Origin of the sequence: Streptomyces canus, assembly GCF_041435015.1 — a bacterium.
GTDB classification, from domain to species: domain Bacteria; phylum Actinomycetota; class Actinomycetes; order Streptomycetales; family Streptomycetaceae; genus Streptomyces; species Streptomyces canus_G.
Map to the genome: position 1 here is coordinate 7,548,944 of NZ_CP107989.1, position 22,840 is coordinate 7,571,783.

Sequence of the window (22,840 nt, forward strand, 5' to 3'; positions counted from 1 at the left end):
CCCGGAATCATCCTCCTGGGAGGGGCGGTTGTGCGGCTACCAGGAGTTCGGCGAGTTCCACGAGGTCCGTGCCGGTGAGGCGGGGGAGGGCGCAGCCGGAGAGTTTCCGGCAGGTGTTCCGCCAGGTGGCGGGGATCGCGTCGGCGCCGCCCAGTGCCCCGGTCAGCGCGCCCACCAGAGCGGGGGCCGAGTCGGCGACCCGGGACAGGCAGGCCGCGGCGGGGATCGCCTCGGCGATACGGCCCTGTGCGGCGCCGGCCAGCGCCAGGGCCACGGGGACGGTTTCGGCGGCCGCGATGCCGTAGCTGTAGACGTGGTCGACGATCTCGTGTTCCAGGGCGGGGATCAGGGCGAAGGCGGTGTCGGCGGACCGGGCGAGGTGCAGGGCGTGGCGGGCGTTGCGGCCGATCTCCGTCTCTTCGGGGAGTTCGGTGAGGGCGGCTGCCACGCAGGCCTCGACGGGGGTGCCGACCAGGGCCAGGGAGACGGCCGCGGCCATCGCCCGTGCTCCGTGGATGCCGTCTCCGTCCTGGGTGTAGCGGGCGTCGAACTCGGCCAGGTCCGCGGCGAGTCGGGGGTCGCCGGGGTGGGCGACGGCGAGGACACAGGCTCTGATGCAGGCCGCGTCGTCGAAGTAGTGCGGGTTGTCGTGACCGGTGGCGGGTGGACGCAGTCCGGTGGCGAGGTTGCCGAGCCCCGCTCGCACGGAGATACGGGCGCGGAGGGGGAGGACGGCGGACTCGATCTCGGGGGCGCGATGCGCCGCGGCGGCCACTTCGGCGGCGAGGGCGTTCCAGGTGAGGTCGATGGCGGCTCTCGTACGGCGTTCCCCGGTCAGGTTGCCGAGGGGGGTGCCGGTGCCTGCCTTGAGGAGGGCCTCCGCGGTGAAGGCCGCCCATTCGGCGTCGTCGGAGGGGCCGAGGCGGAGGGGTTCGGGGGGTTGGTTGAGGGCGATGGGGACGGGGAGGGTGGTGGTGGCGTTCTGTTCGGCGAAGGTGTCGAGTTCGCGGGTGAGGCGGCGGGTCCAGTCGGGCATGCGGGCGGCTCTGTGGCGGGCGGCGGGCCAGCCGGCGGCGTCGCCTGCGGCCAGGCCGAGGAGGAGTCCCTGGACTCTCTTTCCGGCCTCGGCTCCGCCTTCGGCCTTTGTGTTCCCACCCGCACCACCGGTGCGACTTTCGTAGTCAGGTGCGGGTGGCCCCTGCGGGGCGAACTCACCGTCGGCGGCCGCGGGTTCGAGCGGCTTCGCCGTGGACGCGGGTTCGGCGGGGCCGGTGGTGGTCGGCGGGGCCGTGGTGCTGCACGTGGTCGGCGCCGTCGTGGTGCAGGCGGTCGGTCGGTCTGTGGTGTGGGAGTGGGGCGGTGGGGCCGTCGGGCCGGGGCCGTTCCGTGTGGACGTGGGGTCCGGGGTCTCCGCCCAGGGGCCCGGCGGCCTCATTCGTCCGCTCCCGCGGCGCCGTCCGCCGCCAGGGTGAAGGCGTCCGGGTCCGGAGGTGGCCATGGTCGACGGGTGAGGCCGGTCGTGGCCCACTTCTTGTCCTCGCCCGGCACCAGCAACTCCGCCACGTCCAGTACGTGATGGCCTGCCATGGAGGGGAGGCAGCTGCCTCTCGCCGGGCCGATCGCCGACGCCCAGTCGGTCGGGATCGCCGACGCTCCCCTCGTCGCTCCCGCCAGGGCCCCCGCCACCGCCGCCGTCGTGTCCGCGTCTCTCCCCATGTTCACCGCCGTCAGGACCGCCTCGCGGAAGTCGCCGTCGGCCGCCGCGTACGCGCCGAAGGCCAGGGCCACCGCCTCCGGGGCCAGGTCGGTCCACGGGTAGCCGCCGATCACCACCGCGGAGCGGACCGCTCTTTCGCCCCGGTGCGCCACGGCCACGGCTCGGCGCAGGGACCGGGCCGTCCAGCTGTCGTCCGGGATCACCGCCAGCGCGGACGCGACGACCACGACCGTGGGGGCGCCCGCCATCGCGGCCGCCACTCCCGCCGCCACCGCCTGGCCGCCGTAGATGCCCTCGCCGTCATGGCTCACCGAGCCGTCGATCGCCACCAGGCGGGCCGCCTCCGCGGGTCGGCCCGCCGCGAAGACGCCGAAGGGGGCCGCCCGCATGGCCAGGCCGTCACTCCAGGCGTGGCGGTGCTGGGCCGAGATGGGGGCCGCCAGGCCGCGGCGCAGGTTCTCCAGCGTGCCCCGCTCGCTGAAGCCCGCACCCCGGAACGGGCCCTCGTCGCGGTCCGCGATCCACTCGTGCCAGGCCGCCTCCACATGGGACGACGTGAGGGCCGAGCCGTGCCGGGCGAGGAGCAGACCGGAGAAGATCGTGTACTCGGTGTCGTCCGTGCCGGCCGGCTCGTCCAGCACATAGCCCTCGATCCGGCCCCAGCGGGCGCGGATCTCCGACGGCTTCATGTTCTCGGCGGGGGCTCCCAGGGCGTCCCCGACCGCCAGGCCCAGCAGGGCGCCGCGGGCCCGCTCGCGGAGTCCGGTGGCGTCCTCGGGCGCCGGGACCGGGGGAATGCAGGCGATCGATGCCATACGCGGCCTCTCCCAGAGGGGGTTCCTCATGGGGCGCGGAACCCTTTGCGCATGTGTCCCACCATCGGCGGTTGACCTGAGCCTCCGAAGCCTCAGCATCACCCGGTCGACATCTGAGCGGGGGTTCGATCGTCTGTGCATTCGAAGGTAAAGCCGCAGGTTAGCCGAGCCTTTCCTTGCTGGCGGGTGGGAATGGACCGTCGTACTGTGTGCGTTGTTGAGAATTAGAACATGTCCAAAGTTAGCTTTGGCTTAGCTTCCCTGGGGGACCGGAATGGCCATCATCGACATCGAGGCGCCACTGCACGAGGCGCACCGGGACAACCACACGCACCGCGATGTGAACGGCGGCTGGCTCAGGCCCGCCGTCTTCGGTGCCATGGACGGACTGGTCTCCAACCTCGCCCTGATGACCGGAGTCGCCGGCGGGGCCGTCGGACAGAACACCATCGTGTTGACCGGACTCGCGGGGCTCGCCGCCGGTGCCTTCTCCATGGCCGCCGGTGAGTACACCTCCGTCGCCTCCCAGCGCGAGCTCGTCGAGGCCGAGCTGGACGTGGAGCGCCGAGAGCTGCGGAAGCACCCCCAGGACGAGGAGGCCGAACTCGCGGCCCTGTACGTAGGCCGGGGTGTCGAGCCCGAGCTGGCGCGCGAGGTCGCGCGGCAGTTGTCGAAGGACCCCGAGCAGGCCCTGGAGATCCATGCCCGCGAGGAGCTCGGGATCGACCCGAGCGACCTGCCCTCGCCGCTCGTCGCCGCCGTGTCCAGCTTCGGGTCCTTCGCCCTGGGCGCCCTGCTGCCCGTACTGCCGTATCTGCTCGGGGCGACCGCCCTGTGGCCCGCCCTGCTGCTCGCTCTCGTCGGGCTGTTCGCGTGCGGTGCCGTCGTGGCCAGGGTGACCGCGCGGACCTGGTGGTACAGCGGACTCCGGCAGCTCGCTCTGGGAAGTGCGGCGGCCGGTGTGACGTACGCCCTGGGCAGTTTGTTCGGAACGGCCGTAGGATAGATCGGCTGCTACTTATGCGATGGGCCGCATAAGTAGCCGTTACTCGCTGGTTTCGATTGCTTAACCACTGGGCATGAGCCGTAAGCGCTGCGGGCAATGACGCTTGCGGCGCACTCGCGGGGTCGGCGACGACGCCTTCACCGCCCCCCGGCCCGACGGACGGCGATCTGACCGATCGGTCCGGTTCGGTCCCCACATACTTCAAGCCATGCATGCGACACCCCCCTCGCATGCCGTGGCGTCCGCATGCTGGAACGGAGTATCCGGTTCCCGAGATCCGCTCCATCATGTAACCTGCACGAAATTTTGCACTTACGCAGAGGGCCAACGTCGTCCCTCGGCAAGCTGAATATGCCAATTGACGACGACGGGAGAGCCGATGCGTACGCCGCGCCAGCCGTCCCAGCACTCCACGAGTGGCCAGAAGTGGTCGTTCATGGATGCTCGCCCTGCTGCGCAGGGTATGTACGACCCCCGCAACGAGCGCGACGCCTGTGGCGTCGGCTTCGTGGCCACCCTCACCGGCGAGGCGAGCCATGCGCTGGTCGAGCAGGCGCTCACGGTTCTGCGTAACCTGGAGCACCGCGGTGCCACCGGCTCCGAGCCCGACTCGGGTGACGGCGCGGGCATCCTGTCCCAGGTTCCGGACGCCTTCTTCCGTGAGGTCGCCGGCTTCGAGCTGCCGGCGGCCGGTGCGTACGCGGTCGGAATCGCCTTCCTGCCGGAGGACGGCGTCGAGGACGCCGTCTCGCGCATCGAGACGATCGCCGCCGAGGAGGGCCTCACCGTCCTCGGCTGGCGCGAGGTCCCGGTCGCCCCGGAGCTGCTCGGCGCCACCGCCCGCTCGACGATGCCGGCGTTCCACCAGATCTTCGTCGGCGACGGCTCGGCTGTGCCCGCCACGGACATCGACCTCGACCGCAAGGCCTTCGTGCTGCGCAAGCGCGCCGAGCGCGAGGTCGACGTCTACTTCCCCTCGCTGTCCGCGCGGACCATCGTCTACAAGGGCATGCTGACCACCGGCCAGTTGGAGCCCTTCTTCCCGGACCTGTCCGACCGCCGCTTCGCCTCCGCGATCGCGCTCGTGCACTCCCGGTTCTCCACGAACACCTTCCCGTCGTGGCCGCTCGCGCACCCGTACCGCTTCGTCGCGCACAACGGTGAGATCAACACCGTCAAGGGCAACCGCAACTGGATGGCGGCCCGCGAGTCCCAGCTGGTCTCGGACCTCTTCGGTGACGACGACAAGACCCTCGAGCGCGTCTTCCCGATCTGTACGCCGGACGCCTCCGACTCGGCGTCCTTCGACGAGGTGCTCGAACTCCTGCACCTGGGCGGCCGTTCGCTGCCGCACTCCGTGCTGATGATGATCCCGGAGGCGTGGGAGAACCACGACTCCATGGAGTCGGTCCGCCGCGCCTTCTACCAGTTCCACTCCAACCTGATGGAGCCCTGGGACGGTCCGGCCTGTGTCACCTTCACCGACGGCAAGCAGGTCGGCGCGGTCCTCGACCGCAACGGCCTCCGCCCCGGCCGCTACTGGGTCACCGACGACGGCCTCGTCGTCCTCGGCTCCGAGGTCGGCGTCCTCGACATCGACCCCGCCAAGGTCGTCCGCAAGGGCCGTCTCCAGCCCGGCCGGATGTTCCTCGTCGACACCGTCGAGCACCGCATCATCGAGGACGACGAGATCAAGGCCGGCCTCGCCGCCGAGCAGCCGTACGCGGAGTGGCTGGAGGCCGGCGAGATCGAGCTCGGCGACCTGCCCGAACGCGAGCACATCGTGCACACCCACGCCTCGGTCACCCGTCGCCAGCAGACCTTCGGCTACACCGAGGAAGAGCTGCGCGTTCTCCTCGCGCCGATGGCCAAGGCCGGTGCCGAGCCCATCGGTTCGATGGGCACGGACTCGCCGATCGCCGCGCTGAGCGAGCGTCCGCGCCTGCTCTTCGACTACTTCACCCAGCTGTTCGCGCAGGTCACCAACCCGCCGCTGGACGCGATCCGCGAGGAGCTCGTCACCTCGCTGCGCTCCGCCCTCGGCCCGCAGGGCAACCTGCTCGACCCGAGCGCCGCCTCCTGCCGGTCCGTCGTGCTGCCCTTCCCGGTGATCGACAACGACGAGCTGGCCAAGCTCATCCACATCAACGCCGACGGCGACATGCCCGGCTTCAAGGCCGCGACCCTGTCCGGTCTGTACCGGGTCTCCGGCGGCGGCGACTCCCTCGCCGCGCGCATCGAGGAGATCTGCGCCGAGGCGGACGCCGCCATCGACAACGGCGCCCGGCTGATCGTCCTCTCGGACCGCCACTCGGACGCCGAGCACGCGCCGATCCCGTCGCTGCTGCTCACCGCGGCCGTCCACCACCACCTCATCCGCACCAAGCAGCGCACCCAGGTGGGCCTGCTGGTCGAGGCCGGTGACGTCCGCGAGGTCCACCACGTCGCCCTGCTGATCGGCTTCGGCGCCGCGGCCGTGAACCCGTACCTGGCCATGGAGTCCGTCGAGGACCTGGTCCGAGCGGGCACCTTCCTGTCGGACATCGAGGCCGAGCAGGCCATCCGCAACCTGATCTACGCCCTGGGCAAGGGCGTCCTCAAGGTCATGTCGAAGATGGGCATCTCGACCGTCGCCTCCTACCGCGGCGCCCAGGTCTTCGAGGCCGTCGGTCTCGAAGAGGGCTTCGTCCAGAAGTACTTCAGCGGCACGGCCTCCAAGATCGGTGGCGTCGGCATCGACGTCATCGCCAAGGAGGTCGCCGCCCGGCACGCCAAGGCGTACCCCGCCTCCGGCATCGCGCCCGCGCACCGCGCCCTCGAGATAGGCGGCGAGTACCAGTGGCGCCGTGAGGGCGAGCCGCACCTGTTCGACCCGGAGACGGTCTTCCGCCTCCAGCACTCGACGCGCGCGAACCGCTACGACATCTTCAAGAAGTACACGGACCGCGTGAACGAGCAGTCCGAGCGCCTGATGACGCTCCGCGGCCTGTTCGGCTTCACCTCCGACCGGCAGCCGATCCCGATCGACGAGGTCGAGCCGGTCAGCGAGATCGTCAAGCGCTTCTCCACCGGCGCCATGTCGTACGGCTCCATCTCCAAGGAGGCGCACGAGACCCTCGCCATCGCCATGAACCAGCTGGGCGGCAAGTCCAACACCGGTGAGGGCGGCGAGGACGCGGACCGGCTGTACGACCCGGCGCGGCGTTCGTCGATCAAGCAGGTCGCCTCCGGCCGCTTCGGCGTGACCTCCGAGTACCTGGTCAACGCGGACGACATCCAGATCAAGATGGCCCAGGGCGCCAAGCCCGGCGAGGGCGGCCAGCTGCCCGGCCACAAGGTTTACCCGTGGGTCGCCAAGACCCGGCACTCCACCCCGGGCGTGGGCCTGATCTCCCCGCCGCCGCACCACGACATCTACTCCATCGAGGACCTGGCCCAGCTGATCCACGACCTGAAGAACGCGAACCCGCAGGCGCGGATTCACGTCAAGCTGGTCTCCGAGGTCGGCGTCGGCACGGTCGCGGCGGGTGTGTCCAAGGCGCACGCGGACGTCGTCCTGATCTCCGGTCACGACGGTGGTACCGGTGCCTCCCCGCTGACCTCCCTCAAGCACGCGGGCGGCCCCTGGGAGCTCGGTCTCGCCGAGACCCAGCAGACCCTGCTGCTCAACGGCCTGCGCGACCGGATCGTCGTCCAGACCGACGGTCAGCTCAAGACCGGCCGGGACGTCGTCATCGCCGCGCTGCTCGGCGCCGAGGAGTTCGGTTTCGCGACGGCGCCGCTCGTCGTCTCCGGCTGCGTCATGATGCGCGTCTGCCACCTGGACACCTGCCCCGTCGGCATCGCCACCCAGAACCCGGTGCTCCGCGACCGGTTCACCGGCAAGGCCGAGTACGTCGTGAACTTCTTCAAGTTCATCGCCGAAGAGGTCCGCGAGATCCTCGCCGAGCTGGGCTTCCGCTCCATCGAGGAGGCCGTCGGTCACGCCGAGACGCTCGACGTCGAGCGGGCCGTCAACCACTGGAAGGCGCAGGGCCTGGACCTGGCTCCGCTCTTCTACGTGCCCGAGCTGCCCGAGGGCGCGGCGCTGCACCAGGTCATCGAGCAGGACCACGGCCTGGAGAAGGCGCTCGACAACGAGCTCATCAAGCTCGCCGCCGACGCCCTGGCCGCCGACTCGGCGACCGACGCCCAGCCGGTGCGGGCCCAGGTCTCGATCCGCAACATCAACCGCACGGTCGGCACCATGCTCGGCCACGAGGTGACGAAGAAATTCGGTGGCGCGGGCCTGCCCGACGACACCATCGACATCACCTTCACGGGCTCCGCCGGCCAGTCCTTCGGCGCCTTCCTGCCGCGCGGTGTCACGCTGCGCCTGGAGGGCGACGCCAACGACTACGTCGGCAAGGGCCTCTCCGGTGGCAGGGTGATCGTGCGCCCGGACCGTGGTGCCGACCACCTCGCCGAGTTCTCGACGATCGCGGGCAACACCATCGCCTACGGCGCGACCGGTGGCGAGCTGTTCCTGCGCGGTCGTTCCGGCGAGCGGTTCTGCGTCCGCAACTCCGGTGCGCTGGTGGTCTCGGAGGGCGTGGGCGACCACGGCTGCGAGTACATGACCGGCGGTCACGCGGTGGTCCTCGGCGAGACGGGCCGCAACTTCGCGGCCGGCATGTCCGGCGGTATCGCCTACGTGATCGACCTCGACCCCGACAACGTCAACGTCGGCAACGCGGGCGCCGTCGAAGCGCTCGACGAGGCCGACAAGCAGTGGCTGCACGACGTGGTGCGCCGCCACCAGGAGGAGACCGCCTCCACGGTCGCCGAGAAGCTGCTCGCCGAGTGGGACACCGCGGTCGAGCGCTTCAGCAAGATCATCCCCAGCACGTACAAGGCAGTGCTCGCCGCCAAGGACGCCGCCGAGCAGGCGGGACTCTCCGAGTCCGAGATCACCGAGAAGATGATGGAGGCGGCGATCAATGGCTGACCCGAAGGGCTTCCTGAACCACGGCCGTGAGGTCGCCAAGTCCCGCCCGGTCGACGTACGTCTGAAGGACTGGAACGAGGTCTACGTCCCCGGCTCCCTGCTGCCGATCATCAGCAAGCAGGCCAGCCGCTGCATGGACTGCGGCATCCCGTTCTGTCACAACGGCTGTCCGCTCGGGAACCTCATCCCCGAGTGGAACGACTTCGCCTACCGCGAGGACTGGTCCGCCGCCTCCGAGCGTCTGCACGCGACCAACAACTTCCCGGAGTTCACCGGTCGTCTGTGCCCGGCGCCCTGCGAGTCGGCGTGTGTGCTCGGCATCAACCAGCCGGCCGTGACCATCAAGAACGTCGAGGTCTCGATCATCGACAAGGCGTGGGACAGCGGTGACGTCGAGCCGCAGGCCCCGGAGCGCCTGTCCGGCAAGACCGTCGCGGTCATCGGGTCGGGACCCGCCGGTCTCGCCGCCGCCCAGCAGCTCACCCGGGCCGGTCACACGGTCGCCGTCTACGAGCGCGCGGACCGCATCGGAGGCCTTCTCCGGTACGGCATCCCCGAGTTCAAGATGGAGAAGCGGCACATCAACCGCCGTATCGAGCAGATGCGCGCGGAGGGCACCCGCTTCCGTACCGGCATCGAGATCGGCCGCGACCTCAGGGCCACCGACCTCAAGAAGCGCTACGACGCGATCGTCATCGCCGCCGGTGCCACGACCGCCCGTGACCTGCCGGTCCCCGGCCGTGAGCTCAAGGGCATCCACCAGGCGATGGAGTACCTGCCGCTGGCCAACAAGGTGCAGGAGGGCGACTACGTGGCGCCCCCCATCACCGCCGAGGGCAAGCACGTCATCGTCATCGGCGGCGGCGACACCGGCGCCGACTGCGTGGGCACCGCCCACCGCCAGGGCGCGGCCTCGGTCACCCAGCTGGAGATCATGCCGAGGCCGGGCGAGGACCGTGCCCCGCACCAGCCGTGGCCGACCTTCCCGATGCTCTACAAGGTCACGTCCGCGCACGAGGAGGGCGGCGAGCGGGTCTACTCCGTCTCCACCACCCACTTCGAGGGCGACGAGGACGGCAACGTCCAGTGGCTGCACCTCAGCGAGGTCGAGTTCATCGAGGGCAAGCTGACCCCGAAGCCGGGCACGGAGCGCAAGATCCCCGCCCAGCTGGTCACCCTCGCGATGGGCTTCACCGGCACCGACCGGGAGAACGGCCTGGTCGAGCAGTTCGGCCTGGACCTCGACGAGCGCGGCAACATCGCCCGCGACGCCGACTTCCAGACCAACGTGCCGGGCGTCTTCGTCGCCGGTGACGCGGGCCGCGGCCAGTCGCTCATCGTGTGGGCGATCGCGGAGGGCCGCTCGGCCGCCCGCGGCTGCGACCGCTTCCTGACCGGTGCGAGTGAACTGCCCGCGCCGATCCGGCCGACGGACCGCTCGCTGATGGTGTGATCACACCCGAATAGACGTCCCGTACAACGGCGTACGGAACGCTGACGGCGCCTGCCCCGACGTCCCCGACCGGACCACAGGGCAGGCGCCGTCGCATGTTCTCCTACGGCACCCGGAACGTCTCCCCGTACACCTGCCACTCCAGCGGCGTCCTCAGGTCCAGGTTCCCGTCGTTCAGGAAGCGCCGTTGCGCGGTGTCCACGCGGGTGGTGTCGATGTCCGCGTCGCGGGTGCGCATGGCGTCCTCGCGGAGGTCGAGGAAGGTGTCGAGGTAGGACTTCTCGGAGCCGCCCTCGGTCGGGCTGTCGGACTTCTGGAGGGCCCGTTCGCGCAGGCCGTAGAAGCTGGTGGGGTCGGTGCCGGGGCCGTGGAAGACCATGGCGTCGTAGTAGACGAACTGGCCGAGGGCGCCGAGGCCGTCGAGTTTGGCGAGGCGCACCGCGGGGTCGAAGTAGACGCGGTCACGTGCGGTGTCCTGGGCCTTCCGGAAGGCCGGGACCCGGGCTTCCGCCTTCCAGGCGGCCGTGAAGCCCGGGTCCAGGCCCTCGTGGGAGTCCGTGCCGTCGACCGCGCGCAGCGCGGGGAGGTACTGGGCGAGACGGTTGCCGGGGTGGGCCTTCGTGTAGCCCTCGACGAGGGTGAGCAGGTCGTTGGTGCCCGTGCAGAAGCCGATCACGCCGGCCGTGTAGCCCTGGCCGTCGCCGATGTCCTCGATGTAGGCGTAGGCGCTGCGCCAGTCGAGGGTGGAGTTCTCGGCGCTGGCCACGAGCTGCTGGGCGAGCTCCTTCTTGGCGGGGGCGGCCAGGCCCGGCGGCAGGTCGCCGATGACCGCCTTGTCCTCCGCGCCGTTCACCCCCTCGGGCCGCTCGGCCCAGGCCTTGGCACCCTGGGCACCCTCGGCGTCCTGGGCCGCCTGGGAACGGTAGGCCGAGGAGAGGTCGGGGCCCGCCCCTCCCGCGCCGGAGTCCTCGGGCGCGAGGAGGTAGACCGACGCCGTGGCGACCACGGGGACGGCCGCGAGGAGCAGCAGGCGGGCGCCTTTCACTGCGCTCCCGTCAGTTCGGCGACCTTGCCCCAGGCAGACACCAGGAGCAGCACCAGCAGTACGGCACACGCTCCCGCCTGCACCAGGGCCCGACGGCCGTCCCGGGGAGCGTACGCGTAAGCAAGGGTGACGACGGCCCCGGCGAGCAGGCCGCCGAGGTGGCCCTGCCAGGACGTCGCCCACGCGGAGATCACCAGCCACAGCAGCAGGCCCGCCATGAACCGGTTGACCTGGGCCATGTCGGCGCCGAGCCGGCGGGCCATCACGTAGTACGCGGCGCCGAGTCCGAAGATCGCCCCGGAGGCGCCGAGCGTGGGGGCGCCGGGCGCGACCAGCAGGACGAGGACCGAGCCGCCGAGCGCGGACAGCAGATAGAGGACGACGTACCGCAGACGGCCGAGCTGGGCCTCGACCACCCGCCCGATGTTCCACAGCGACACCATGTTCATCACGATGTGCAGGATCCCGAACGTGCCCTCGGTGGGCGGCAGATGGAGGAACGCACCGGTCAGCAGGCGGTACCACTCGCCGTCGACGACACCCTCGGTGTGGAAGTCGGAGGGGTAGGTGTCCTGCCACACGTAGTGGCCGCCGTCCGGGCCCACGAGCCCGGCGCCCAGCATCTCGAAGCGGTCCACGATCGCCGGGCGCACGAGCTCGCCGACGTACGCGAGCACATTGAGGCCGATGAGGACGTACGTCACCAGGGGGACGGCCGTGATCCGCCCGCCGAACGCGGTCCGGGCCTGCCGTACCGACCGTGCCCCCTCCCGCACACACTCGGGGCACTGATGTCCCACGGCGGCCTCCCGCATGCAGTCCGGGCAGATGTACCGCTCGCAGCGGGTGCAGCGGACGTGGGACTCCACCGCCGGATGGCGATAGCAGGTGGTGACGGCGGATTCGGGGTCCACGGCCGGCTCCTCGGAGTGACAGGGGTGATGATCGAGCCGGTGGGGGCGGCGGCGAACAAAATAGCGAACGCGGGTGCGGGAGAAGAGCGGCGGGGCCGGATTCAGGAGGCTGCCCGCCCCGTTGGCATCACCCGCGTGTCGTGCCACCCTGTGGTTGATCCGACGGGGAGGCGACGACTCATGGACGGCGCACGATCGGTGAACCAGGGCACTCGTGGCGGAGCGGCCGGAAAGGGCGAGAAACTCGCCGACTGGGCCGACGGGCGGCTGGGCCTGTACGCGCTGGCCAAGGCCAACATGCGCAAGGTCTTTCCGGACCACTGGTCGTTCATGCTGGGCGAGGTCTGTCTCTACAGCTTCCTCATCCTGATCCTCACCGGCGTCTATCTCACGCTGTTCTTCGAGCCCAGCGGGGTCGAGGTCGTCTACCACGGCTCCTACGAGCCCCTCAACGGCGTGGTGATGACCAGGGCCTACGAGTCCACGCTCGACATCAGCTTCGACGTGCGCGGCGGACTGCTGATCCGGCAGATCCACCACTGGGCGGCGCTGGTCTTCGTCACCGGCATGCTCGTGCACATGATGCGGGTGTTCTTCACCGGCGCCTTCCGCAAGCCGCGCGAGCTCAACTGGGTGTTCGGCTGGACCCTGCTGTTCCTCGGCATCATCACCGGCCTGACCGGCTATTCCCTCCCCGACGACCTGCTCTCCGGCACCGGCATCCGGTTCGCCGACGGGGCGATCCTGTCGATCCCGATCGTCGGGACGTATCTGTCGTTCTTCCTGTTCGGCGGGGAGTTCCCGGGGCACGACATCATCCCCAGGCTCTTCCCGATCCATGTGCTCGTACTGCCCGGGATCATGCTCGGCCTGGTGGTCGCCCATCTGATCCTGGTCTTTTACCACAAGCACACCCAGTACCCGGGGCCCGGCCGGGACAACAGGTCCGTGGTGGGCATGCCCTTCCTGCCGGTCTACATGGCCAAGGCGGGCGGCTTCTTCTTCCTGACCTTCGGCGTGCTGGCGTTCATGGGAGGCCTCGCCCAGATCAACCCCGTGTGGGCGTTCGGGCCGTACAGCCCGCGCCTGGTGACCACCGGCGCCCAGCCCGACTGGTACCTGGGCTTCTCCGAGGGGCTGATCCGGGTGATGCCGGGATGGGAGATCAACTTCTGGGGCCACACCCTGGAGCCCGGTGTCTTCATCCCCTTCTCCCTCTTCCCGCTGATCCTGCTCGCGCTCGGGGTCTATCCCTTCGTCGAGGCGTGGATCACCGGCGACAGACGCGAGCACCACATCCTGGATCGGCCGCGCAACGTGCCCGTCCGCACGGGGCTGGGAGTCGCCTGGCTGAGCCTGTACGTGGTGCTGCTGATCGGCGGCGGCAACGACATCGTGGCCACGCATCTGCATCTGTCGATCAACGCGATCACCTGGTTCGTGCGGGTGTCCGTGTTCGTGGTGCCGGTGCTCGCCTTCGTCGTCACCAAGCGGGTCTGTCTCGGGCTGCAGCGCCGGGACCGGGACAAGGTGCTGCACGGCCGTGAGACCGGCACCATCCGGCGGCTCCCGGACGGCGAGTACGTCGAGGTCCACGAACCCCTCGCGCAGGGGCAGTTGCACACCCTCACGCAGCACGAGCAGGAACCGCCGTACGAGATCGGTCCGCTCGTCGACGCGAACGGGGTGCGGCGGCCGGTCAGGCGTTCCCAGCGGGTGCGGGCCGGGCTCGCGCGGGCGATGTTCGGGCCCGACACGCGGATCGAGAAGCCGACGGTGGAGGAGTACCGCGAGGTCACCAGCGGCGACCACCACTGAGGACGGTGTCGCGGCACTCGTCGGGGTTGCCCCAGGCGGTGCGCAGGGCGCGGGCCTTGGTGAGCCACAGGGACAGGTCGCACTCCGCCGTGTACCCGATCGCACCGTGGAGCTGGAGCGCGGTGCGGGCCGTTCTGTACGCCGCCTCGCACGCCGTGACCTTGGCGGCGGCGACGTCTTCCGCGGTCATCGTCAGGGCGGCGCCCAGGAGGAGGGGGCGGGCGAACTCCAGCGCGATCTTCGCGTCGGCGAGTTGGTGTCCGACCGCCTGGAACGAGCCGATGGGGACGCCGAACTGGGTGCGCTGCTTGACGTACGCGACGGTCCTGTCGAGCAGCGCGAGGCCGACGCCCAGGGCCTGTGCGGCGGTGGTGAGGCGGGCCAGGAGGAGGGCGGGGGCCAGGGGCGGGTCGGTGGCGAGGAGTTCGCCGCCGTGAGGGACGACCGGGAAGAGGCGGCGGCCTGGGTCGAGGGAGGGGCGTGGGGGGCCGGGTGGGGGAGCGAGGCGCAGCTCGGCGGGGGTGCGCGTGGGGCTGGATTCGCCCCCGCCGTCCTCAAGCTCCCCCAGAGGGGGTCCCGGACGGGCTGAGAGGGCCAACCGTACGTCCGCCATGTCCGCGTCCAGTGCGTACGCCCCCGTCGCCACGGTCGCCGCGGACTCGCCCGAGACCAGAGCGGGCAGCAGCCGCTTCGCCGGTCCCGCGTCGTCCAGTGAGGCGAGCAGCGTCGTCGCCGTGACCGTCTCCACCAACGGGCCCGGTACGGCGTGCCTCCCCAACTCGACGAAGGCGAGGGCGAGTTCGACGGGACGTGGCCCCAACCCCTCGTACGCCTCCGGTACCGCCAGCGCGAAGACCCCCGCCTCGGCGATACGGCGCCACAGTGCGCGCCCGCTCGCGTGGTCCCCTCGGCTCCAGTCCCGTACCACCGACGGCGTGTCCGCGGCCGTCAGCATCGCGTCCAGGGAGGCCGTGAACTCCCGTTGCTCGGCGTCGAGAAGGAAACGCATCAGCGGCGGCCCTTCGGCAGGCCCAGCAGGCGCTCGGCGATGATGTCGCGCTGGATCTCGTTCGTGCCCGCGTAGATGGGGCCGGCGAGGGAGAAGACGTACCGCTCGGACCAGTCCGTGTCGGCCAACTCGCCCTCCTCGCCCAGGAGATCGAGGGCCGTCTCGGTGAGGGCGATGTCGTACTCGGACCAGAAGACCTTGTTCAGGCTGGACTCGGGGCCGATGGTGTCGCCGTCCAGGAAGCGGGAGGCGGCCGCGTAGGTGAACAGCTGGTAGGCGCGGGCGCCGATCAGCGCGTCCGCGACGCGGGTTCCGGTGTTCGCGGGACCGCTGTGGGACCTCCAGAGGTCGTGCAGGCGCTCGGCGGACGCCAGGAAGCGGCCCGGTGAGCGCAGCATCAGGCCCCGTTCGTTGCCCGCCGTCGACATCGCGATCCGCCAGCCCCGGCCGGGCTCGCCGATGACGTCCTCGTCCGGCACGAACACCTCGTCCAGGAAGAGCTCGGCGAAGGCCGGTTTCCCGTCGAGGCGGCGGATCGGGCGGACGGTGACGCCGGGGGCGCGCAGGTCGAACATCAGGTAGGTCAGGCCCTGGTGGGGTTTCGGGGTGTCGGGGTCGGTGCGGAAGAGTCCGAAGGCGCGGTCCGCGAAGGCGGCCCGGGAGGACCAGGTCTTCTGGCCGCTCAGCAGCCAGCCGCCTTCCGTGCGCACCCCCTTCGCCCTCAGGGAGGCCAGGTCCGAGCCCGCCTCCGGTTCCGACCAGGCCTGCGCCCACACCGTCCGCCCGGTGGCCATGGACGGCAGGACACGGTCCCGCTGCTCCTGGGTGCCGTGGTCGAAGAGGGTCGGGGCGAGGAGGCTGATGCCGTTCTGGTTGACGCGTCCGGGAGCCCCGGCCGCGTAGTACTCCTCCTCGAAGACCAGCCAGCGGACGATCCCCGCGTCCCGGCCGCCGTACGCCGTCGGCCAGTTGACCACCGACCAGCGGTCCGCGGCGAGTTCGGCCTCCCACGCGCGATGGGCCGCGAAGCCCTCCTCGGTCTCCAGGGAGGGGAGCGGGGAGGCGGGCACATGCGCGTGCAGCCATGAGCGGGCCTCGGCGCGGAAGGCCTCGTCTTCCTGCGTGAACGCCAGATCCATGGACACCCGTCCTTCCCTAACAAGTGTTTGGTAGGTTAGCGTGGCGCCATGACAGGCGTCGAGAGCCCGGTGTACGAACCGGGGCACGGGCTGCTGAAGGGGCGCACCGCCGTCATCACCGCCGCGGCCGGCGCGGGCATCGGCGGGGCGACCGCACGCCGCTTCCTGGAGGAGGGCGCGCGCGTCCTGATCAGCGACGCGCACGCACGACGGCTCAAGGAGTACGGCGCCGAGCTGGCCGGGGAGTTCGGGCCCGAGCGGGTCGCCGCGCTGCCCTGTGACGTGACGGACGAGGCACAGGTCCAGGCTCTGTTCGAAGCGGCCCTGCGGGAGCACGGCCGACTCGACGTCGTCGTCAACAACGCCGGCCTCGGCGGCACCTCAGCCCTCGTCGACATGACCGACGAGCAGTGGACCCGTGTCCTGGACGTCACCCTGACCGGCACCTTCCGGTGCACCCGGGCGGCCCTGCGGCTGATGCGCGACGCGAGGGGCTCCGGCGGCGTGATCGTCAACAACGCCTCCGTCGTCGGCTGGCGCGCCCAGACCGGACAGGCGCACTACGCCGCCGCGAAGGCCGGCGTGATGGCGCTGACCCGCTGCGCGGCCCTGGAGGCCGCCGAGTACGGCGTACGCGTCAACGCCGTGTCACCGAGCCTCGCCATGCACCCGCACCTGGTGAAGGTGACCTCGGCCGAGCTGCTGGAGGAACTGACCGCGCGTGAGGCCTTCGGGCGGTACGCCGAGCCCTGGGAGGTGGCCAACGTGATCGTGTTCCTGGCGTCCGGCTACTCCTCGTACATGACCGGCGAGGTCGTCGCCGTCAGCAGCCAGCACGCATAGGACGACAATGACTCCGTGCCGACCAAGCCGACCAAGAAGAAGCCCCAGATGAGCGCCGCAGCGCCCGCGCGCCGTCGCGAACTCCTCGACACCGCCGCCGAGGTCTTCGCCGAACAGGGCTACAACGCCACGACCGTACGCAAGATCGCGGACCACGCGGGCATGCTCGCGGGCAGCCTCTACTACCACTTCGACTCCAAGGAATCGATGCTGGAGGAGATCCTGCGGACCTTCCTCGACGAGCTCTGGGGCGGCTACGACGCCGTCCTGGGCGCCGAACTCGACCCGCGCGAGACGCTGGAGGCCCTGGTCACCGAGTCGTTCCGGGAGATCGACCGGCACCGCGCGGCCGTCGCGATCTACCAGAAGGAGAGCAAGCAACTGGTGGCGCAGGAGCGGTTCGCGTTCCTCGCCGAGTCGCAGCGCAGGTTCGAGAAGGCCTGGCTGTCCACGCTGGAGCGCGGGGTCGCGGCCGAGGTGTTCCGGGCCGACCTCGACGTACGGCTGACCTACCGGTTCGTGCGCGACACCGTGTGGGTCGCCGCGTCCTGGTACCGGCCCGGCGGACAGCACAGCCCGGAGGAGATCGCCCGGCAGTACCTGTCGATGGTGCTGGACGGGATCGCCGTACGCGAATAGCCCTTACACGCAAGGGAGTTGTCATGGCCGAGGCCTACATCGTCGAAGCGGTCCGTACGCCCGTCGGGCGGCGCGGGGGAGGACTGAGCGGGGTCCACCCGGCCGATCTGGGAGCGCGGGTGCTGGTCGCGCTGGTGGAGCGGGCGGGGGTCGATCCGGCCGCCGTGGAGGATGTCGTCTTCGGCTGCCTGGACGCGGTCGGGCCGCAGGCCGGGGACATCGCGCGGACCTCGTGGCTCGCCGCCGGGCTGCCCGAGGAGGTGCCCGGGGTGACCGTGGACCGCCAGTGCGGGTCCTCGCAGCAGGCCGTGCACTTCGCCGCGCAGGGCGTGCTGTCCGGGACGCAGGACCTGGTCGTCGCCGGCGGGGTGCAGAACATGTCGATGATCCCGATCGCCTTCGCGACCCGGCAGGCCGCCGAGCCGCTCGGACTGACCCAGGGGCCCTTCGCGGGCAGCGAGGGGTGGCGGGCGCGGTACGGGGACCGGGCGGTGAACCAGTTCGTCGGTGCCGAGATGATCGCCGGGAAGTGGGGGATCAGCCGCGAGGACCAGGAGGAGTTCGCGCTCCGGTCCCACCGGCGGGCCCTGCGGGCCATCGACGAGGGGCGCTTCGAGCGCGAGACGGTGGCCTACGGCGAGGTCGCGGTCGACGAGGGCCCGCGCCGGGACACGTCGTTGGAGAAGATGGCCGGTCTGAAGCCGGTGATCGAGGGCGGCACCATCACCGCTGCCTGCTCCTCGCAGGTCTCCGACGGGGCGGCGGCCATGCTGCTGGCCTCGGAGCGGGCGGTGCGCGAACACGGCCTGACCCCACGCGCACGTGTGCACCACCTCTCCGTACGCGGCGAGGACCCCATCCGGATGCTCACCGCCCCCATACCGGCCACCGCCCACGCCCTGAAGAAGACCGGCCTCACCATCGACGACATCGACCTCGTCGAGATCAACGAGGCCTTCGCCCCGGTCGTCCTGGCCTGGCTGAAGGAGACGGGCGCGGACCCGCGGAAGGTCAACGTCAACGGCGGCGCGATCGCCCTCGGTCATCCACTGGGGGCGACCGGGGTGAAGCTGATGACGACCCTGCTGCACGAACTGGAGCGCACGGGCGGACGGTTCGGCCTCCAGACCATGTGCGAGGGCGGGGGGCAGGCGAACGTGACGATCATCGAGAGGCTGTGATGCCGGCGGGGCACCCGCTTCGGCGGACGGAGTCCGGCGCAGGCTCCCGAAGCCCGTGAGGCCCCCGGGGGCCGAGCGGTGCGAGGGGGCCGTCGGGGATGGTGCCCATGTGCGAGGGCGGGGGGCAGGCGAACCTGACGATCATCGAGAGGCTGTGAGGCCCGTCAGGACCTGCTCCGCCTCCTTCATGATCCGTTCCACCAGTTCCGCGCACGAGGGCAGGTCGTCGATCACCCCGGCGACCTGCCCGGAGGCCATGACTCCGAGATCCGTACGGCCGTCCACCATCGCCGACCTGAGCAGCATGGGGGTGTTGGCGGCGAGCAGCACCTGGCTCCAGGCGAGGTCCTTGCCGTGGCGCATCGCGAGGCCGTCGTGGACCAGCTGCCGCCAGGTCAGGCCGGAGAGCCTGCGGAAGGCGGCGGCGTGCCGGGTCGCGCGCAGCAGGGTGCGTGCACGGCCCGTGTTCTCCAGGGACTCCACCAGGTCCGTGCGGAGCATGCGGTGGGGGAGGCCGTCGACCGCCCGGGTCACCGTCACGTCCTTGACCGTCGCCGCCAGATAGCGGGCCTTCACCGCGTCCGGCACCGTCGAGTCCGAGGTGAGCAGGAAACGGGTCCCCATGGCGACGCCCGCCGCCCCGTACGCCAGCGCCGCGACCAGACCCCGCCCGTCGAAGAAGCCCCCCGCCGCCACGACGGGGATGTCCACCGCGTCCACCACCTGCGGCAGCAGGACCGTCGTCGCCACGTCCCCGGTGTGCCCGCCGCCCTCGCCGCCCTGCACGATCACCGCGTCCGCGCCCCAGGCAGCGACCTTCTCGGCATGCCGCCGGGCCCCGACGGACGGGACGACGACCACCCCCGCCTCCTTGAGCGCGCCGATCAGCTCGGCGGAGGGCGCGAGGGCGAAGGACGCCACCCGCACCCCTTCCTCGACGATCACGCGCACCCGGTCACCGGCATCCGCCGCGTCGGCCCGCAGATTGACCCCGAAGGGGGCGTCCGTACGGGACTTCACCTCCCGCACGGCATCCCGGAGCCGGTCGACCGTCATGGTCGCGGAGGCCAGGATGCCGAGCGCGCCCGCGTTCGCCGCGGCGGAGACCAGGCGCGGGCCCGCCACCCACCCCATCCCGGTCTGCACGATCGGACGGCGGACACCCACCAGCCGGGTGAGCGTGGTCTCCATCAGGCGCCGACCTCCCTGGACCGGGCGTTCTGCGGATCGATCACCTCACGGATCAACCGCAGCTCCCGCTCGGTCGGTTCGCGCGTGTACGGCACCTCGTCCGGGACCACCAGATCGAACCCGGTGGCCTCCCGCACCTGTGCCACGGTGACCCCCGGATGCACCGACGCCAGCCGCATCGAGTGGTCCGGCGTCGCGAAGTCGAAGACACCCAGGTCGGAGACGACCCGGGGGATACGGTGATGGGGGGCGCCGTCCGCATGGTCGTACCCCACCCCGCACACCATGTCGACCTTCTCCACGAAGACGCGCGGAGAGTGCCTAGGTACCCAGTAACTGGTCGGGTTGTTGAGGGTGTTGACCGGTGCCCCCCGCACGCCGAGCAACTGCCGCTTCGGCCGCGTCCAGTCGCCGATGCACGAGATGTTCTGGTTGCCGTACCGGTCGATCTGGCTCGCGCCCATCATCACGTGCCGTCGGCCGCCGGTGACCAGGGCGAGGTGCCGACGGTAGGGCAGCCAGCCCTCGACGGTGCCGTCGACGCCCACCAGCAGGGCCTCGCCGTCGGTCATGAGGAGGTCGGGGGAGAACGTCCGCCGGGCGAGCCGGGCGCCGACGGCCGGGATCAGACCCATGGGGCTGGCCAGCACCTCGCCGTTACCCCGCCAGGCCTCGGCGCAGGCGATCACGCAGTACTCGGCACGGGTGACGGTCATGAGCCGGTCCCTTCGGGGGATGCGAGGTAGCGCTCGGCGAACTCCGGCCAGGGGGTGGTCGCGTACTCCCGCTGGGCGGCCTCGTCCCGGGCGTAGTCGGGTGCGCAGGACGTGAAGTGGGCGCCGTTCGGGGCTTCGACGACCCCCGTCACCGTGTGCCGTGCGATCAGCAGCGACTGCGGAGCCGCCTCCTTCGTCAACTCGGCGGTGTCGACGACCCGTTCGCACGAGAGGTAGGCCGCGTCCGCCGCCTCGCAGAAGAGGTCGTCGAAGTAGGGGTCGGGGCCCAGGTACTGCCCGTTGCCCTGCCGGTCGGCGCGGTTGACGTGGACCAGGGCCGCGTCCAGGCGCAGGGCGGGCACCGCGACGAACGTCTCCCCGTCGTCGTACGGCGAAGTCACCGTCCTGAGGCCCGGGTTGACCCGCATGACGTCGGAGCCGAGCCCGGCTCGCACCGGCAGGAACGGCAGCCGGTTCGCGGCCGCGTGCAGGCCCCACATGAACATCGCCTCGTCGATCTCCATGAGCTCGAAGGCACCGGCCTCGCGGGCCGCGCGGTAGTGCGGTTCCAGGGGGATCGAGTCGAGCGTGACGAAGGCGGCTACCAGTTTCCGTATCCGTCCGGCGGCGGCGAGCATGCCGACGTCGGGGCCGCCGTACGCCACGATCGTCAGGTCGGTGATCTCGGAGCGCAGCAACGCGCGGACCAGGGCCATGGGTTTGCGGCGGGATCCCCAGCCGCCGATGCCGAGGGTCATGCCGCTGCGCAGGCGGGAGACGGCCTCGTCGGCGGTCATCGTCTTGTCGGTCATGCCTCTTCCTTCCCGAACCGGTCCCGGACCCGGTCCGCGACCCCGCTGACGCTCGCCTCGAAGGTGAAACCCTGCTCGAAGCGGTAGCTGCGGCGGACGTCGACGGGGTCGATGCCGTTGATGGCGGCCTTGGCCAGGCGCAGCAGCTCCCCGTCCTTGGCGGCGATCTCGCGGGCCAACTCCAGTGCGGCCGCGTTGAGTTCATCGCGTGGCACCACCCGCCACACCGATCCGTGCGCGTGCAGCTCGGCCGCCGTCACCGTGCGCGAGGTGTAGTACAGGGCCCGCATCAGATGCTGCGGGACCAGCCGGGACAGATGGGTGGCCGCGCCCAGCGCGCCGCGGTCCAGCTCGGGCAGTCCGAAGACGGCGTCCTCGCTCGCCACGACGACGTCCGCGTTGCCCACGAGCCCGATGCCGCCGCCCAGGCAGAATCCCCGCACGGCCGCGACGACGGGCACCTCGCACTCGTACACCGCCGAAAAGGCCTCGAAACAGCCGCGGTTGGCGCCGACCAGTGCTCCGGGGCCCCTTGCCTGGAGCTCCTTGATGTCCACCCCGGCGTTGAACCCGCGTCCCTTCGCCGCCAGCACCACGCACCGCACCCGAGGGTCCCGGCCGGCCGCGCGCACCGCGTCGGCCAGGGCGAACCAGCCGTCCACCGGCAGGGCGTTCACCGGCGGGAAGTCGACCGTGACGACGGCGATCCCGTCCTTTTCCGGCCCCTTTTCCGGGGGCGAGGTGGAGACACCCATGGAAGCATCAGCTACCTTTCCACCAAACGTTTGTTAGGTGAAGGGTAGCGGTGAATGGAGCTGAACGGGAGGGTCGTGGTCGTCACCGGCGGGACGCGTGGAGTCGGCGCCGGGATCGCCCGCTCCTTCGCGGAGGCGGGCGCCGAGGTCGTCGTCTGTGCGCGCAGACCGCCCGAAGTGCCGTTGCCGAAGGCGCGGTTCGTGAGCCTGGACGTCCGGGACGCGGACGCCGTACGGCAGTTCTTCGCCGAACTGCCGCGCCTGGACGTACTCGTCAACAACGCGGGAGGGGCGCCCTACCGGCTGCTCGCCGACGCCGGCCCCGAACGACACCTCCGTGTGCTGGAGTTGAACCTCCTCGCCCCGTTGACGGTGTCGCTGGCCGCGTACGACCACCTGAAGCGGACCCGCGGGTCGATCGTCATGATCGGGAGCGTCAGCGGCGGCCGGCCCTCGCCCGGCGTGGCCGCGTACGGGGCGGCCAAGGCGGGCCTGGAGAACCTCGCCCGCTCGATGGCCGTGGAGTGGGCGCCGGACGTGCGCGTCAACACTCTGGTCGTCGGCATGGTCCGCACCGAGCGGTCGCATCTGCATTACGGCGACGAGGAGGGCGTCGCCGCCGTCTCCCGCACGGTCCCGCTCGGGCGCCTCGCCGAGCCGTCGGACGTCGGGGCGGCGGCCGTGTTCCTCGCCTCGGACGCCGCCGCGTACATCAGCGGGGCCTCGCTGCTGGTGCACGGCGGCGGCGAACGGCCGGCGTTCCTCGACGCCGCAACCGTCAACAAGGAGACGTGAACCAT

18 protein-coding genes are annotated in these 22,840 nt (G+C 71.0%); 8 read left to right on the forward strand and 10 right to left on the reverse strand.

Translation table 11 applies throughout. The features are described 5' to 3' along the window. Positions 1–7: 7 nt before the first annotated feature. Together OG841_RS34500 and OG841_RS34505 are read right to left on the reverse strand one after the other, a co-directional pair. Positions 8–1,435 (reverse strand): ADP-ribosylglycohydrolase family protein, encoded by a 1,428-nt coding sequence (locus OG841_RS34500; protein WP_371568041.1) that lies wholly within the window; start codon positions 1,433–1,435, stop codon positions 8–10. After that, a complete protein-coding gene (locus tag OG841_RS34505) occupies positions 1,432–2,532 on the reverse strand; it encodes an ADP-ribosylglycohydrolase family protein (RefSeq protein WP_328637815.1) in 1,101 nt (366 codons plus the stop codon). Before OG841_RS34505 ends, OG841_RS34500 begins: the two co-directional genes overlap by 4 nt. A 274-nt stretch (positions 2,533–2,806) precedes the next feature. Here OG841_RS34505 and OG841_RS34510 point away from each other — a divergent pair, with 274 nt between their 5' ends. The 3 genes from OG841_RS34510 to OG841_RS34520 all read left to right on the forward strand — a co-directional run bounded on the left by OG841_RS34510 (position 2,807) and on the right by OG841_RS34520 (position 9,978). Next, the gene (locus OG841_RS34510; protein ID WP_371568044.1) at positions 2,807–3,538 is read left to right on the forward strand and encodes a VIT1/CCC1 transporter family protein; all 732 of its coding nucleotides are present in this window, start codon (positions 2,807–2,809) and stop codon (positions 3,536–3,538) included. 379 nt (positions 3,539–3,917) lie between these two features. Further along, a complete protein-coding gene (gltB, locus tag OG841_RS34515) occupies positions 3,918–8,525 on the forward strand; it encodes a glutamate synthase large subunit (RefSeq protein WP_371568047.1) in 4,608 nt (1,535 codons plus the stop codon). Beyond that, positions 8,518–9,978 (forward strand): glutamate synthase subunit beta, encoded by a 1,461-nt coding sequence (locus tag OG841_RS34520; protein WP_328637812.1) that lies wholly within the window; start codon positions 8,518–8,520, stop codon positions 9,976–9,978. The genes gltB and OG841_RS34520 overlap by 8 nt, the downstream gene beginning before the upstream one ends. A 103-nt stretch (positions 9,979–10,081) precedes the next feature. Here OG841_RS34520 and OG841_RS34525 read toward each other — a convergent pair whose 3' ends face one another. Both OG841_RS34525 and OG841_RS34530 read right to left on the reverse strand, forming a co-directional pair. Continuing rightward, positions 10,082–11,023 (reverse strand): chitosanase, encoded by a 942-nt coding sequence (locus OG841_RS34525; protein ID WP_328637811.1) that lies wholly within the window; start codon positions 11,021–11,023, stop codon positions 10,082–10,084. Then, entirely contained in the window at positions 11,020–11,937 is a 918-nt protein-coding gene (locus OG841_RS34530; protein ID WP_328637810.1) for a rhomboid family intramembrane serine protease, read from the reverse strand. Before OG841_RS34530 ends, OG841_RS34525 begins: the two co-directional genes overlap by 4 nt. Positions 11,938–12,117: 180 nt before the next feature. Here OG841_RS34530 and qcrB point away from each other — a divergent pair, with 180 nt between their 5' ends. Continuing rightward, positions 12,118–13,755 carry a cytochrome bc1 complex cytochrome b subunit gene (gene qcrB / locus OG841_RS34535; RefSeq protein ID WP_328637809.1) on the forward strand — a complete coding sequence of 546 codons (1,638 nt, stop codon included), beginning with the start codon at positions 12,118–12,120 and terminating at the stop codon, positions 13,753–13,755. Here qcrB and OG841_RS34540 read toward each other — a convergent pair. Together OG841_RS34540 and OG841_RS34545 are read right to left on the reverse strand one after the other, a co-directional pair. Continuing rightward, on the reverse strand, positions 13,733–14,764 hold the full coding sequence (locus OG841_RS34540; protein WP_328637808.1) for an acyl-CoA dehydrogenase family protein: 1,032 nt from the start codon (positions 14,762–14,764) through the stop codon (positions 13,733–13,735). The genes qcrB and OG841_RS34540 overlap by 23 nt on opposite strands. Beyond that, positions 14,764–15,903, reverse strand: a complete 1,140-nt coding sequence (locus OG841_RS34545; protein ID WP_328637807.1) for an acyl-CoA dehydrogenase family protein — start codon at positions 15,901–15,903, stop codon at positions 14,764–14,766. Before OG841_RS34545 ends, OG841_RS34540 begins: the two co-directional genes overlap by 1 nt. Positions 15,904–15,951: 48 nt before the next feature. Here OG841_RS34545 and OG841_RS34550 point away from each other — a divergent pair, with 48 nt between their 5' ends. From OG841_RS34550 to OG841_RS34560, 3 genes are read left to right on the forward strand one after another with little or no spacing between them, the layout of a single operon-like run. Next, positions 15,952–16,746, forward strand: a complete 795-nt coding sequence (locus OG841_RS34550; RefSeq protein WP_328637806.1) for an SDR family oxidoreductase — start codon at positions 15,952–15,954, stop codon at positions 16,744–16,746. Between the two features lie 48 nt (positions 16,747–16,794). After that, positions 16,795–17,385 (forward strand): TetR/AcrR family transcriptional regulator, encoded by a 591-nt coding sequence (locus OG841_RS34555; protein ID WP_328643504.1) that lies wholly within the window; start codon positions 16,795–16,797, stop codon positions 17,383–17,385. Positions 17,386–17,408: 23 nt separating this feature from the next. Beyond that, on the forward strand, positions 17,409–18,566 hold the full coding sequence (locus OG841_RS34560) for an acetyl-CoA C-acetyltransferase (protein WP_328637805.1): 1,158 nt from the start codon (positions 17,409–17,411) through the stop codon (positions 18,564–18,566). Between the two features lie 141 nt (positions 18,567–18,707). Here the strand turns inward: OG841_RS34560 and OG841_RS34565 are convergent, their stop codons facing one another. Genes OG841_RS34565 through OG841_RS34580 form a run of 4 tightly spaced genes read right to left on the reverse strand, consistent with a single transcriptional unit; the run spans position 18,708 to position 22,040 of the window. Further along, positions 18,708–19,757, reverse strand: coding sequence for an NAD(P)H-dependent flavin oxidoreductase (locus tag OG841_RS34565; protein WP_328637804.1), 1,050 nt, complete (start codon positions 19,755–19,757; stop codon positions 18,708–18,710). Further along, positions 19,757–20,473: a CoA-transferase subunit beta gene (locus OG841_RS34570; protein ID WP_328637803.1), complete on the reverse strand. Its 717-nt coding sequence runs from the start codon at positions 20,471–20,473 to the stop codon at positions 19,757–19,759. Before OG841_RS34570 ends, OG841_RS34565 begins: the two co-directional genes overlap by 1 nt. After that, entirely contained in the window at positions 20,470–21,285 is an 816-nt protein-coding gene (locus tag OG841_RS34575) for a CoA transferase subunit A (protein ID WP_328637802.1), read from the reverse strand. Before OG841_RS34575 ends, OG841_RS34570 begins: the two co-directional genes overlap by 4 nt. Then, positions 21,282–22,040 carry an enoyl-CoA hydratase family protein gene (locus tag OG841_RS34580; RefSeq protein WP_328637801.1) on the reverse strand — a complete coding sequence of 253 codons (759 nt, stop codon included), beginning with the start codon at positions 22,038–22,040 and terminating at the stop codon, positions 21,282–21,284. Before OG841_RS34580 ends, OG841_RS34575 begins: the two co-directional genes overlap by 4 nt. A 54-nt stretch (positions 22,041–22,094) precedes the next feature. Here OG841_RS34580 and OG841_RS34585 point away from each other — a divergent pair, with 54 nt between their 5' ends. Then, positions 22,095–22,835 (forward strand): SDR family oxidoreductase, encoded by a 741-nt coding sequence (locus OG841_RS34585; protein ID WP_371568055.1) that lies wholly within the window; start codon positions 22,095–22,097, stop codon positions 22,833–22,835. Positions 22,836–22,840: the final 5 nt, after the last annotated feature.

Excerpts from the sequence above, each read along its gene's own strand:
- OG841_RS34500 (WP_371568041.1), bottom strand. The coding sequence starts at position 1,435 with ATGAGGCCGCCGGGCCCCTGGGCGGAGACCCCGGACCCCACGTCCACA.
- OG841_RS34575 (WP_328637802.1), bottom strand. The coding sequence starts at position 21,285 with ATGACCGACAAGACGATGACCGCCGACGAGGCCGTCTCCCGCCTGCGC.
- OG841_RS34520 (WP_328637812.1), top strand. The coding sequence starts at position 8,518 with ATGGCTGACCCGAAGGGCTTCCTGAACCACGGCCGTGAGGTCGCCAAG.
- gltB (WP_371568047.1), top strand. The coding sequence starts at position 3,918 with ATGCGTACGCCGCGCCAGCCGTCCCAGCACTCCACGAGTGGCCAGAAG.
- OG841_RS34550 (WP_328637806.1), top strand. The coding sequence starts at position 15,952 with ATGACAGGCGTCGAGAGCCCGGTGTACGAACCGGGGCACGGGCTGCTG.
- qcrB (WP_328637809.1), top strand. The coding sequence starts at position 12,118 with ATGGACGGCGCACGATCGGTGAACCAGGGCACTCGTGGCGGAGCGGCC.
- OG841_RS34540 (WP_328637808.1), bottom strand. The coding sequence starts at position 14,764 with ATGCGTTTCCTTCTCGACGCCGAGCAACGGGAGTTCACGGCCTCCCTG.
- OG841_RS34505 (WP_328637815.1), bottom strand. The coding sequence starts at position 2,532 with ATGGCATCGATCGCCTGCATTCCCCCGGTCCCGGCGCCCGAGGACGCC.
- OG841_RS34570 (WP_328637803.1), bottom strand. The coding sequence starts at position 20,473 with ATGACCGTCACCCGTGCCGAGTACTGCGTGATCGCCTGCGCCGAGGCC.
- OG841_RS34565 (WP_328637804.1), bottom strand. The coding sequence starts at position 19,757 with ATGGAGACCACGCTCACCCGGCTGGTGGGTGTCCGCCGTCCGATCGTG.
- OG841_RS34510 (WP_371568044.1), top strand. The coding sequence starts at position 2,807 with ATGGCCATCATCGACATCGAGGCGCCACTGCACGAGGCGCACCGGGAC.
- OG841_RS34580 (WP_328637801.1), bottom strand. The coding sequence starts at position 22,040 with ATGGGTGTCTCCACCTCGCCCCCGGAAAAGGGGCCGGAAAAGGACGGG.
- OG841_RS34555 (WP_328643504.1), top strand. The coding sequence starts at position 16,795 with ATGAGCGCCGCAGCGCCCGCGCGCCGTCGCGAACTCCTCGACACCGCC.
- OG841_RS34545 (WP_328637807.1), bottom strand. The coding sequence starts at position 15,903 with ATGGATCTGGCGTTCACGCAGGAAGACGAGGCCTTCCGCGCCGAGGCC.
- OG841_RS34560 (WP_328637805.1), top strand. The coding sequence starts at position 17,409 with ATGGCCGAGGCCTACATCGTCGAAGCGGTCCGTACGCCCGTCGGGCGG.
- OG841_RS34585 (WP_371568055.1), top strand. The coding sequence starts at position 22,095 with ATGGAGCTGAACGGGAGGGTCGTGGTCGTCACCGGCGGGACGCGTGGA.